This window comes from uncultured Nostoc sp. (assembly GCF_964247315.1).
Classification (GTDB): domain Bacteria; phylum Cyanobacteriota; class Cyanobacteriia; order Cyanobacteriales; family Nostocaceae; genus Nostoc.
In genome coordinates, this window is record NZ_CAXTTT010000095.1 from 1 (window position 1) to 12,493 (window position 12,493).

12 protein-coding genes and 1 tRNA gene are annotated in these 12,493 nt (G+C 39.4%); 5 read left to right on the forward strand and 8 right to left on the reverse strand.

The window, feature by feature from the left end; genetic code table 11:
- Positions 1 to 171: 171 nt before the first annotated feature.
- Both ACFE93_RS24480 and ACFE93_RS24485 read right to left on the reverse strand, forming a co-directional pair.
- A tRNA-Arg gene (locus ACFE93_RS24480) sits at positions 172 to 245 on the reverse strand.
- Positions 246 to 278: 33 nt separating this feature from the next.
- Complete coding sequence (locus tag ACFE93_RS24485; RefSeq protein ID WP_375477096.1) at positions 279 to 1,391, reverse strand: tocopherol cyclase family protein; 1,113 nt, start codon at positions 1,389 to 1,391, stop codon at positions 279 to 281.
- Positions 1,392 to 1,420: 29 nt separating this feature from the next.
- On the opposite strand from ACFE93_RS24485, the gene ACFE93_RS24490 reads away from it, so the two are divergent.
- The 3 genes from ACFE93_RS24490 to ACFE93_RS24500 all read left to right on the forward strand — a co-directional run bounded on the left by ACFE93_RS24490 (position 1,421) and on the right by ACFE93_RS24500 (position 4,676).
- Complete coding sequence (locus ACFE93_RS24490) at positions 1,421 to 2,026, forward strand: DnaJ domain-containing protein (RefSeq protein WP_375477098.1); 606 nt, start codon at positions 1,421 to 1,423, stop codon at positions 2,024 to 2,026.
- A 116-nt stretch (positions 2,027 to 2,142) separates the two neighbouring features.
- Positions 2,143 to 3,603, forward strand: coding sequence for a DnaJ domain-containing protein (locus ACFE93_RS24495; RefSeq protein WP_375477100.1), 1,461 nt, complete (start codon positions 2,143 to 2,145; stop codon positions 3,601 to 3,603).
- A gap of 317 nt (positions 3,604 to 3,920) precedes the next feature.
- Positions 3,921 to 4,676: a hypothetical protein gene (locus tag ACFE93_RS24500; RefSeq protein WP_375477102.1), complete on the forward strand. Its 756-nt coding sequence runs from the start codon at positions 3,921 to 3,923 to the stop codon at positions 4,674 to 4,676.
- Positions 4,677 to 4,862: 186 nt separating this feature from the next.
- On the opposite strand, the gene ACFE93_RS24505 is transcribed toward ACFE93_RS24500, so the two are convergent.
- The 6 genes from ACFE93_RS24505 to ACFE93_RS24530 form a co-directional block, all read right to left on the reverse strand.
- Positions 4,863 to 5,090, reverse strand: a complete 228-nt coding sequence (locus ACFE93_RS24505; RefSeq protein WP_375477104.1) for a hypothetical protein — start codon at positions 5,088 to 5,090, stop codon at positions 4,863 to 4,865.
- Between the two features lie 182 nt (positions 5,091 to 5,272).
- Positions 5,273 to 6,106, reverse strand: a complete 834-nt coding sequence (locus ACFE93_RS24510; RefSeq protein ID WP_375477106.1) for a metallophosphoesterase — start codon at positions 6,104 to 6,106, stop codon at positions 5,273 to 5,275.
- Positions 6,107 to 6,323: 217 nt separating this feature from the next.
- Positions 6,324 to 7,154, reverse strand: coding sequence for a metallophosphoesterase (locus ACFE93_RS24515; RefSeq protein WP_375477108.1), 831 nt, complete (start codon positions 7,152 to 7,154; stop codon positions 6,324 to 6,326).
- 218 nt (positions 7,155 to 7,372) lie between these two features.
- Positions 7,373 to 9,055, reverse strand: a complete 1,683-nt coding sequence (locus tag ACFE93_RS24520) for a DUF262 domain-containing protein (RefSeq protein WP_375477110.1) — start codon at positions 9,053 to 9,055, stop codon at positions 7,373 to 7,375.
- Positions 9,056 to 9,493: 438 nt separating this feature from the next.
- Complete coding sequence (locus ACFE93_RS24525) at positions 9,494 to 9,766, reverse strand: GlsB/YeaQ/YmgE family stress response membrane protein (RefSeq protein ID WP_375477112.1); 273 nt, start codon at positions 9,764 to 9,766, stop codon at positions 9,494 to 9,496.
- 469 nt (positions 9,767 to 10,235) lie between these two features.
- Entirely contained in the window at positions 10,236 to 10,502 is a 267-nt protein-coding gene (locus tag ACFE93_RS24530; RefSeq protein WP_375477114.1) for a hypothetical protein, read from the reverse strand.
- Positions 10,503 to 10,731: 229 nt separating this feature from the next.
- On the opposite strand from ACFE93_RS24530, the gene ACFE93_RS24535 reads away from it, so the two are divergent.
- Both ACFE93_RS24535 and ACFE93_RS24540 read left to right on the forward strand, forming a co-directional pair.
- On the forward strand, positions 10,732 to 11,364 hold the full coding sequence (locus ACFE93_RS24535; RefSeq protein WP_375477116.1) for a bifunctional 4-hydroxy-2-oxoglutarate aldolase/2-dehydro-3-deoxy-phosphogluconate aldolase: 633 nt from the start codon (positions 10,732 to 10,734) through the stop codon (positions 11,362 to 11,364).
- A gap of 112 nt (positions 11,365 to 11,476) precedes the next feature.
- Positions 11,477 to 11,992, forward strand: a complete 516-nt coding sequence (locus ACFE93_RS24540; RefSeq protein ID WP_375477118.1) for a L,D-transpeptidase — start codon at positions 11,477 to 11,479, stop codon at positions 11,990 to 11,992.
- Positions 11,993 to 12,493: the final 501 nt, after the last annotated feature.

Consider the following 12,493-nt stretch of genomic DNA (forward strand, 5'->3'; position numbering starts at 1 on the left):
TTAATATACTCCATTATCCCATACTGTATTGCACTCAATCAGGAACCGCTATAGGAGCCAGTTGCGTGAGCGGATATGCCGACTTGGGCAAACTGGCTTACCGCTATTAGGGACACAGCAATGCTGTTACCCGATGATTTGCTATATAACTTATGAATTGTCTAAATATAACGGGACTGGTGCGACTTGAACGCACGACCTGACGCTTAGGAGGCGTCCGCTCTATCCAACTGAGCTACAACCCCAACTGCGAAGCATATATAATTATAGCAGTAGTTTTAGGGAGACTGCCAACAATTATCCCAAGAGCCGCCGCCTACTTCTAAACCACAAAGAAAACTTTCTGCTTTTAGAATTATTTTAGATTTTCTCCCATTTAGTTCTCGTAATTCTAAATTTAGTTTTCCTTGCATAGTGTCCCGGCAACAGTATCTTAAACCTTCTGCTGTTGGCGCACGTAGAGGTGTACCAGATAAATCTGTGGTTCCTATTAATTCAATTTCATAACTAGAGTTGCTAGCTTTCATTTGCCACCTACCCCAAGGCTGAATTTCCCACTCTACTTGTGAATTCCAGGGAACAAATTCATAAAACTTGCCTTGATAGTGCAGTCCAATCATCGCTACCGATTCCATCCACCACAGCACACCCCGCCGTCCACCGCCAGCAGTTAATGCTAAGTCAGGTTCGCCCTCAAAGCAATTACAATTTATCCAAAACCATTTCTGCGGAAAAGCACCACCCCAATTTTTCTCACCGTAAGCTGGGGCGTTAGTGAATTCGTAGATTTTGCCCTTCCAGTCAATCTTCCCACTGGCTAAACCGTGAGCCATCAAAATTTGCCATCCAGGTTCAAAAATCTGCAAGAATGACAGCCAGCCTGCGGTTGATTGCTGAATGGCATTTTGATTGCCCCAACCGTATACTGGTTGAATTTCATACTGCCAACGGCAATAATTATTAGTGGCGCGTTCGCCCTTGGCGTTGGCAAAGCCATCGCGAATTATTCCCTGATTCAAGGTGGCTGTAGCTTGATATCCTTCTTGGACATGATACTCAAACTCTGCTGGGAGTAAGTATAGGGGAGAAACTTGCAAATCTGTTTTACCCCAATGACCTAAAGCCAAAACATCCCGACTACCCCAAAATTTGTTGACATCAGGAAAAGTACGGCAGAGGTACTCATCATCCGGGCCGAGGATTTGAACTGCACCGCCACTGTAAGGTTTACCGCCGATAGGATCTTCAATAGAGTACATAAAGGCGAATGTTTGCCCAATTTCCGGTAACGTGACGCGGTAATACCAACCTTCAAAGAAGCGGCGACTACTACCATCCCAGTGATAGCCAGAATGGGGTGTTTGGAGAGAATTTAGGGGAATAGTTAACATAGATTTATCTAATTGCCGATTTTTTCAGTATGCGCGATCGCTTCGATATTAATGATGCTTATGAAATTCTTGGGCTGGAACCCGGTGCGTCTCAAGCACAGGTGAAGCGAACTTACCGTAAACTGGTGAAAATTTGGCATCCCGATCGCTTTGTCGATCAAAGGCAAAAACAGGAAGCTGAAGAAAAAATCAAATCAATCAACGCAGCTTACAACAGGCTCAAATCTGAAATTCCATCTGAGCCTCCTATTCCTGAAAATCCATCTTCATCTTCGCCTAAAAATCCCCCAAAAATATCTGTCAATCGTTGGGATGCAGAAACTTTCTATAATTTAGGAGTAGAAAATGCTACACAAGGCAGATATGAGGATGCGATCGCAGATTTTACCCACGCAATTCGTCTCAATCCTCACTATATTGACGCGTATAAATATCGTGGGCTAGTTTGCTCACAATTGGGATACGAATATAGAGCCGCTTCAGATTTAAATAAAGCTGCACAAATAGAGGAAGAGTTAAGAAATCCGGGGAGTACGCGTAGATCGCGATCGCCTAGATATGTATCAAAACCTAGACCTCTGGTAGAAAGATTTTGTCAGAGGATAAAAAGTTTACTAAGACTAAATCGGCGTTAGAGATAAGGAGCGAATATAGTTTAAGACACTTCAGACAGCGACACCAGAGATGGAGTTAGATATTACTTATACTTGGGAATACTAAGTGTAGTAAGATTTGCTGCTGATTTCTTAGTATGAGCGATCGCTTCGATATAAATCATATTTACGATATCTTTGGGTTAAAACCAGGTGCATCTGCTGATGAGGTCAAGCAAGCTTACCGCCAGATGGCTAAGACTTGGCATCCAGATTGTTTTCTTGAACCGCAGCAAAAGCTAGAAGCGGAAGAGAAAATCAAACAAATCAATCAAGCTTATGCAAGGTTAAAGTCTTTTCAGCCAAGCCAGACAAATCAATCTGCTTCCACTTCCACCAAAATTGATTTAACTCCATCCAATGCTGAAAGTTTTTATAACCTGGCTATGGAGAAAGCTCAAAGAGGAAAATATACTGAAGCAATTGAAGACTTTACCCAAGCGATTCGTCTCAACCCCAACTACTTTGAAGCCTACAAATACCGAGGGCTTGCTTGCTCGAAACTAGGATATGAAAATAGAGCCAAGTCAGATTTTAAAAATGCCAGAGAACTGGAACTGAAACAGAAAAAAGCATCGCCAAAGCCACCAACGCCGCCACCACCACCCAAACCGACATCGCCGCCGCCAAAGCCACCAACGTCGCCATTACCTAAATCACAGTCTCAACCTTCACCCTGGAAATGTGTACACACCCTGACTCATCTGAACTGGGTTTTTACAACTGCAATCAGTCCAGATGGGCAAACTTTGGCTAGTGGAAGTAGTGATAATACTATCAAGATTTGGCATCTTGACACAGGGAAATTACTACATACTCTCACTAGTCATACCAAATGGGTAAGATGCCTAGCTTTTAGCCCAGATAGCCAAACTCTGGTTAGTGGCAGTGATGACAGCAGCATAATGATTTGGCAAATGTCTACAGGTAAATTACTCAAGACACTCAAAGTACATTCAACTCCTGTTTTTTCTGTAATCATTAGTCCAGATGGTCAAACTATCCTGAGTGGCGGTACAGACACTACTATCAAGATTTCCCATATAGAGATGGGGCAATTACTGCAAGTCCTCAAAGGTCATTCTTCCTTCATTTATTCCCTTACCACTTGCCCAAAACACCAGATTTTTGTAAGTGGCGGTGCGGATAATACCATTAAGCTGTGGAATTTGAAGAGTAACAAACTGCTGCAAACTCTCAACGGGCATTCAGGTTGGGTGACTTGTGTCACCATTAGCCCTGATGGACAAATTTTAGCTAGTAGCAGTTATGACCAGACTATCAAGTTATGGAATATCAATACAGGTAAGCTAATTAACACACTTGCTGGACATCACAGCTATGTTTGGTCTGTTGCTTTTAGCCCCGATGGTCAGAATCTTGCCAGTGCTAGCGCAGACCATACCATAAAATTATGGCACATTGGCACTGGACAACAATTCTACACACTAGGCAACCATTCAGATTGGGTTAACTCTGTCGCTTTCAGTCCTGATGGCAAAACCTTGGTTAGTGGTAGTAGAGATATGACAATCAAGCTTTGGCGATGCGACATATAACAACAAATTCAAAATTTAGATAATTGAAGCAAATTGCTAGATTTTTTATCAAACCATCATTTGACAGTTTAATAACATCTATCTTTGGGATACTCTTTCTTATGATTAAGTATTAACTCTCTAAAGATTAAGTATTAACTCCCTGGAGATAGAGCCACTTGTTTGAAGGCAGAGGTTATTCTGAGATTACCAACAGTTGAGTAGCAAATAAGACTCAAGATTTATCAGCAACATATATTTTTAGTTCATTAAAACCTTTTGTTTTCACAAAGCTTTAGTTCGTCAATATCTTAATCTGAGGAGTTAAATCAACAGCTATGTCTATTCCCAATGAACGCGAAATCAAAAACAGTGAAGTCAAGCAAGAATCTTACACTGATATTAATGGTAATACTCATACTGACTTGACACGATCCACTGAAACAGTCAAGAATAGCGCAGCTAATCCCAACTCTTATAGTAACGGTTACGTACATGGTCGAAATGTTGAGCGTAACTACCAGCAAGCAGATTTAGCCCAGCGTGATGAAAACAATGCTAGTGGTGGTTTGCTGTTGGGTATTATCATTACTTCCCTGCTTGGTTTGGTTATAGGTGGGGTTTGGTACTTCAACCAGCAGAATAACGCAGCAGTTAACAATATTGTGCCGGTCGCGGTTCCTGTACCGAGTAAGAGTAATCCAACTCCCAGTGTATCTCCTCAACCACAAACGAAAATAATCGAAACAACTAAGGAAGTCCCTGTTCCTGTTGCTGTTCCTGTTCCTGTCCCCCAACAGCAAGTTACACCTCCGTCTGCACCTCGCCAACCGGATATTAACATTACTATTCCACCCCAGCAGCCTGCGGCAGAAAAAGCACCTTCTGTAACTCAGCCAACTCCTCAAGCGGCACAAAGTCCGGCGACGAGTTCAACTACTAATACTCCGGCTTCGCAGAACGATAGTTCTACTAATAGTGTTGCTCCTAGTACAAAAAGTGACACCTCTAAAACTACTACACCTCAAGGAGTAGACAAGTCAAACAGTACATCTAATAGCGATTCTTCTACCGCAGGCGATTCTGCTCAATAACGGGTTCTGAACTTTCAGTCCACTTGGTAATGTTGGCGTGAATGCCAATATTACCAAGTGGGACAATTTTTAAGGAATATTTCTGAATTATTGCGATAAATTAATGGTATTCAAGTTTAGTAAAGGTGTCTTGTAGCTAAATAAACACAATGCTAGATTAAGACCAAGGTACAAACAGGTTAAAAGTTAAACAAAAACTTTCAAGTTAGAGCCTGTGCCTCCTGCTCTAATCTTCTCGCGATCGCTATGATTGGTTGTGGCATCCATTGAATGTGTTTTTGCCTTGAGTTCAATGAGTTGTTTTGGAGGTTTTAGAACGCACACCAGAAAATGCCTGCCTAGTTGGAATGTAAGGATGTGCAATTCTGAGTAAAGCGATCGCGAATACTGTCCACCAAATTTTAAGTTAGTCATTTCTGAATTCACTAATCTTCAAGGAACCGCCCCAAGCTATTGAGATTTATCCATCGTAGCTTCAGGCGGTTTCTGCTTTGAGTGTTATGCATTTTTGTCCTTTGTCATTTGTCCTTCGTCATTTGTCATTTATCTCTCTTCTTAGGAGAGGGTTATTTAGACCAATGACCAATGATCAATGACTAATGACTAATTAAAGTAATTACGGTCACTTCAGGCGGACAAAATAAACGTCCTGGTTTATAAGTTCCTAAACCACGATTAACATATAGTTGATTTTCTTCTACCTTGTGAAACCCTTGCGCCCACTCCCAATATCGGACTACTTTCGAGCAGTCTCCTAAGAAAAATGTTACCCAACGCCGCAATTTTTTGGGAATTTGTTTGAGGAGCTTTTTATAATAAAATACTACAGGGCCAATGCCCGGAATGACGATGTGACCACCGTGGGTATGACCAGATAGTTGCAAATCTACGCGCCATTGTTGCAATATCTTGGCTGTATCTGGGTTATGAGATAAAACGATGCGCGGTGTAATCGAGTCTAGTTGATTCATGACTGGTGCGGGGTAAAATTCCCGTGACCAATAATCAGCTAGCCCTACCAGTGGTAATTCTTTTCCTAGTGGATAGGCGATTTCATTCCAAAGTACGTGAACCCCAATGCTAGTTAATGCTTGTGTAACTTCTGCTTTGGAGTGGCTGTAATAAATATCGTGGTTCCCAAGTACGGCGTAGATACCACAGCGACTTTGCAGATGTTTGAGTCGAAGTACCAATTGATGGATTGGTGTGGGATCGTCAGTTACGTAGTCACCAGTTAATAGAATTAAATCTGGTTCAGCTTCATTAGTAAGTGCGATCGCTTTTTCTAACATTTCTTCCGACAGTCGCAAACCATCATAGTGAAAATCTGACAACTGTACTAACGTTGTACCTTGTAAAGATGCAGGAAGTTCTGCAATCTTAACCGTTATTTTATCTACTCTTAAATGTCCTGTAAACAACCAATGCATAAGACAACCGATACACCTCATACCAGCGCTTACAGCTTACCAAAATAAAAATGTAAGTTGATAAAATGCAATAATTTATGTCATATACTCCAGATACAATTAATTTATTAATTTCAATTTTGTGATCAAAATAAGCTTGGTTCTGCCTTCGTTTGTAGGACTCATTAGCTAGGATACTTGCTGTGATTGCGTTCTTTTATTTTGAATTTTGAATTATCTACTCACCTTGTAGTGTAATTATAGTAACTTCTGGGCGGCAAAATAAGCGTCCTGGGAGGTAAGTTCCCAAACCACGATTGACATATAGCTGATTTTTACCTAACCGATGCAAACCCTGCAACCATTCCCAATGGTTGACTACAGAAACATTTACTTGTAAAAATGGGAACCGACGCCGCACTTTTCTGGGTATTTTTTTTACAAGCTTTTCGTAAAACAACGCCGCAGGGCCAATTCCGGGAATCACAATTTGACCACCATGAGTATGACCAGATAATTGTAAATCAACTCGCCATGCTTGTAATATCTCGGCAGTATCTGGGTTATGGGATAAAACGATGCAGGGTGTGTCAGAGTTTAGCTGGTTCATAACTGGTGCAGGGTGGAATTCCCGTGACCAATAATCAGCAAGTCCAACTAGTGGTAATTCTTTTCCTAGTGGATAGGCAATTTCGTTCCAAAGGACGTGAATTCCAATACTAGTAAGGGCTTCTGTAACTTCTACTTTTGCCTGTTTGTAATAAATATCGTGATTGCCAAGAATAGCATAAATACCACTGCGACTTTGCAGATTTTTGAGTCGAAGTACCAGTTGGTGAATTGGTGTCGGATCGTCAGTTACGTAGTCACCAGTTAATAAAATTAAATCTGGTTCAGCTTTGTTAGTAACTGCGATCGCTTTTTCTAACATCTCTTCCGACAGCCGCAAACCATCGTAGTGAAAATCTGACAACTGCACCAGCTTTTTACCTTGTAACGATGCAGGCAACCCTGCAATGTTAACCGTCAATTCTTCTGTACTCAACGGCCCAGATAACAACCAATGCATAAGACGTTCAATAAAGCTTAATCATAGCGCTTACAGCTTAACTGAACATTGTTGGTTTGTGTGTAGCGACCAGTGCAACTTATTGAAAATTTCATCAAATCTAGGACTTACGGCAAATTATGAAAAAACGAACCGCCAAGACGCAAAGGACACGAAGTAATAAGAGTTTGAGAGAGTTTTTGCGTAAGTCCTAAAATCTATAGACTACCTGCAATTTACTACTGTAAACGCCAAACTCGTTTTAGCCGAGCGATTAGTTGTTCTTGCCGTTTATTGATAACCTCAGGTGTCCATTCTTTTTCCATCAATACTTGCGTAGTTAGTGCAAAATTTGAAACACCTGTTTTTGTGGTGAAATACTTCTGCTTTTTCAGTTCAAAATCGTAGTTCTGAGCTTGACTGTTTTTATAGGAAGAGAGCAAAACTAAATTTCCTATGCGATTAACATATTTATCACGTTCTTCCTGAGTGGCAAACCAATTTGCCCACACACTATTAGAAATGATATTTTGCGGGAGAACATGCTCGACAGTAATGTTAGAAAAGTGATACGAAGCTTTTCCTTCTGACAAAGCAGCATCTAAGCGAATTAAAATATAAAGTCGAATTTTCTTCATTAAATAAAGGTCATCATTCAGGATTTTGAGAATATATTCCTTTTCTTCCATTTTCAATTGCAGTGGTGAGTGAGGTACGTACAAATCTTCTCCAACCTCAATAGCATACAGTAACTTGCTGTAACGTTCTATACGTTCATTAATATTAGCTCGTTGAATCATTAAACCTGAAGCGAGGCGATCTAAATCCGTGAAAAATCTGACTAACAATTCAGGATTGCTGTAATTTCGAGAAAGGTACAAAATAGCTGGGGGTATCCAGTCAGAATTATCAATCAGCTGTAACCATCTAAAAAATTGGTTTACTTTTTCGGCTAAGAAATCACTGTGATAAGCTAGATTATTAATATCATAAAAAGCCTCCCCAAAAGGAATGAGTGTTTTATCAATTAAGTGCTGAGGATCGTGAATAGGTTTAATATTATTCAGAAAATCCTTAAGTATACTTTCACGAGGCTTCGATTTGACGTTAATCATTCTGATGTGAGAAAATAGATTTTTGAATATATCACGTCCTAGTTTCTCTTCTATCTCTTCCCATTTTGTAGTATATTTATCTTGTTGCTCAAGAGGAATTTTTCCGATAATTTCAGCTTTTAATATATCAGCATGAGATAAATCCATTCCTCGATTATTAATTACAGAAAATATTCGATATGCAGAGTCAATATCTGGAGTAGAAACTACTACTAAAAAACATCGCTTAATGATAAATTTAGGAAGGCGTAGAAGCTGAGTATTATTAAATGCTTGTAATCGGCTTACAAAAAATAATGTATTTTCTTTTATATTTTTACGACTATCTGATAGTTTAGCCGTATGTAAAGTTTTCAGTTTATCAATTCCACCTTCATCCTGAATATATTCCTTAAAAAACTGTGCATCTCGCTCACGCAAATTCAAACGGTAAACGTTATCATCAGGATCAAAATCATCTTTATCGTAAATATATTTTGTTAATATGTGTATGTGTTCTTTAGAAACGGAGTGCCGTAAAGCAGCTAGCAGTATAGTAAGTGTAGTCAAACGTTGTTGACCATCCACAACTTGGGCATCTCGTTTATCTCCTTTTATGAGTACAATATTTCCTAAGAAATATGGGTTTATCTCATCAATTTTATCGTCACTGTCTCCCAAAGCAGTAATTAAATCTTCAAGCAGTTCTCCAGCTTGTTCGGTTGTCCACGCATAGGGACGCTGATATAGAGGAATAGTGAAGACAAAATCATTGCTAAATACTTTAGAGATAGGATAATCAATAGCTTGAATTTTAACCGCGCTCATATATACCTCCTTTAGTGGCGTAGTAGATTGCACTTTACTAAAGTTAGTTTTCCCATTAAAAACAGTAATATTTCAGGGGTTGTAATATTGGTCAGTTTTTTTAGGACTTGGATAAAATAAGCATTTATCAATGAAAATAGAAAAATCTACACTTAGCGATGGCTAATCTTCCTATGAAATTTTTACCAATATTTGTCTAAAAATCGAGCCTAATACAGAAATTTCCCTCTGACCTGATGGTATAGAGGGAACGTTATAATACACTTAATAACAAAAAGGGCTTGAGGTTAGGTCTGTATTAGACTCAACTTAGAACCGCTATAACTACAAAACAGCGCTAGACTTGTGACAGACTAGCGCTATTTGTTTAATTTAATTCACAGTTAAAAATAGTTAAATGAATCTGCTAAATCTTTGTCATTGATTGACTGCGATTTTTTATACAGCACTGCGGTTGGTTAATAGATTCCACAAGAAAACCGCGACAATTGCACCAAGAACTGCTACCGCAATACCTGGAATGCTAAGACTAGGAGCTGCTAGAGATAAAGTTCCCGTACTGAAAAATACACCTAAACTACCGCCAACAAAAGCACCGACGATGCCTAAGACAATTGTTCCTAGAATTCCGCCACCTTGATGACCAGGGTAGATAGCTTTTGCGATCGCACCAGCAATTAGACCTAAAACAATCCAAGCAAGAATATTCATTGTTGTTAAGTTGGTAAACGTTTTGACTTACAGTTATATATTAACGATCTTCAGTTTTGACTTAATCTACCATCAGAATTAATTATGAATATCCATTAGGAATAGTTTAATTGCTACTAGATTTTTTAATATATTTATTGCGGCTACCATCCTGCTTAGGATAAGTCGGCTATGGATAAGCCGCTCTCTAAGGATTTGCCAATGTCCTAAGCTGTCTGACCACTCGCTATATGACCCATTTGAGGTAGATAGTCAATTAAAAAAAGCTCCTAGTAGGTCTTTAACTAGGGGCTTATACAAACTATTGCTTGGTAATTGCAGTATATGCATTTTTAATTAGCTCTCTCCTCTACTAGAAGAATTAAGCTGAGTTTTTAGAGACTGTCTCTAAAGTAATGTAAAGGAAGCAAGATCAGCCGATTGAGACGATCGTCTATGCTTTTGCAAGTTCATGTCTAGTTTTTAATTTTTAATTGCTTATCCCACGATCGCTACCAATGACTTGATGGCTGAGAAATGGGAACAGTCTGCGGTAATACCAATGCATACTTAGAAAAATCAGACTTACTAAGGTTAGCAGCATAACGCCCAGAATCGTTGTATATGCCTTAGTGCGCCACCAAAAGTCATTTGCACCCAGTCGCACAAGCTTCCATAAGTTAGTTATATCGGCGTTTTCAGAATCATGAATGGTGATTGGTAAGGATGCTGCTGTGTTTTGTCGTGCAATTGTCATTTTAATTACTCCTTTAGACTCAAATGCTGAGGCATTTAATTTTAAAATACGTAAATACGATAGACTTACCGTTATTTTATTTAATATCTCATAGCTTGATGTAAGAAGCAAGTTTTAAGGGGATTGGGAATAGGGCATTGGGCATTAGTATTAAAAATTAGGTATTTACTAGATTGAAAACTATTCTCTAGTCCCAATTCCTATTCCCAGTCCCCAATTCCTAGTCAAAATGCCTAATCAAATTTGGTTATCACAGTTGGAAAAACACCGAGCGATCGCAGTTATCCGTGCTCCTCAAATCGAAGTGGGACAACAAATGGCAATGGCTGTAGCATCTGGGGGAATGCAGTTAATTGAGATTACCTGGAATAGCGATCGCGCTGGGGAATTAATCAGTCAACTACGTTCGGAATTACCAGCCTGTATCGTTGGCACTGGTACGCTATTTAATGTGCAGCAGTTACAAGATGCGATCGCATCTGGGGCGCAATTCCTCTTTACACCCCACGTTGATTCGGCAATGATTCAAGCAGCACATGAAAAAAATGTGCCTATCATACCAGGAGCGCTGACTCCTACAGAAATTGTTACCGCCTGGAGTCAAGGTGCTAGTTGTGTAAAAGTGTTTCCCGTGCAGGCAGTGGGAGGGACTAACTATATCAAAAGTTTGCAAGGGCCGCTGGGTGAGATTCCCTTAATTCCTACTGGCGGCGTGACTCTAGAAAATGCCAAAGAATTTTTGCAAGCTGGAGCAATCGCTGTCGGTTTGAGCGGAAAATTATTTCCCCAAAAGCTTGTCATAGAGAGAAATTGGTCAGCGATCGCAACTCAAGCAAAAAACCTAATGCAACAGTTAGGTTAACTTAGAATCAAATCATCAAACTTCACGTCTATTAAAGCAATAGATATGGAAATAAAGGTGAAACCTGATAAGTTTCTCAAGACCCCATGATTTGAGTGTGAGTGTATCTAAAATGAAAAGACAAATTTCTCCTGACTGGGTGCGTCGCTTACAAATAATCCTCACTGGTACAGCACTGTCCTTAAGTGTTTTTACTACTACTGGAACCAGTGAAGTTTGGGCGAATTCTAAAAATCAAGTGATTGCACAAAAAATCCAGACATTACAACAATCGGATCAGCGCTGGATTCAAATTGATCTTTCAAAGCAAAGATTAATAGCTTGGCAAGGTGACAAAGTGGTTTATGGAAGTGCTATTTCCTCTGGGAAAAAAGCCACTCCTACTCTTGTTGGTACTTTTAAGGTTCAATCCAAGTTTAAAACTACGCGGATGCAGGGAGAAAACTACAATGTTCCCAACGTTCCTTATGCGATGTTTTACCAAGGTAATTACGCTATTCACGGAGCTTACTGGCATAAGAAGTTTGGTACTCCAGTGAGCCATGGCTGTGTGAATATCGCACCTAAACATGCAAAATGGCTATTCGAGTGGGCATCGGTAGGGACACCTATAGTCATTCATAAATAATAAGTGAAGCAGCCAAAAAGAAATTTAGGTAAAATCACAAATAACAATAAATCAAGACAATTAAGTGATTCCCAGCAATATTTTATGCTGGGAATCTTCGGAGTCGGAATTACTGAATTTGAAATAAAATCTAGAAAAGGGCATTTAACAAGTTGCCCAAAAAATAAGCGGAAATCCTGACAATTCCTTTATTAAATTAGAAATGCAAATATAAATTTGGGGAAAGTTTGTATTTAAGCATTTAAATGACAGATTTTTGTCAAGATTGTCCTTTGTAATTAGTCATTGGTCATTAGTCACTAGTTAGGACTCATCATTTAATTATGGACAAATGACAAATGTGCAAATTCGATGCGGATTAACTTAGGACTTGTCTTGAGAAGCATTAGCGGATGAATTGCGTAAATCCTCCACAGAAAGCAAGTAGTCGATCTGGAAATTTGTAGTTTTCCAAAAAATTACTTCACTTGATGATTTTGCGTAGTTTAGAAGATGAGGCAT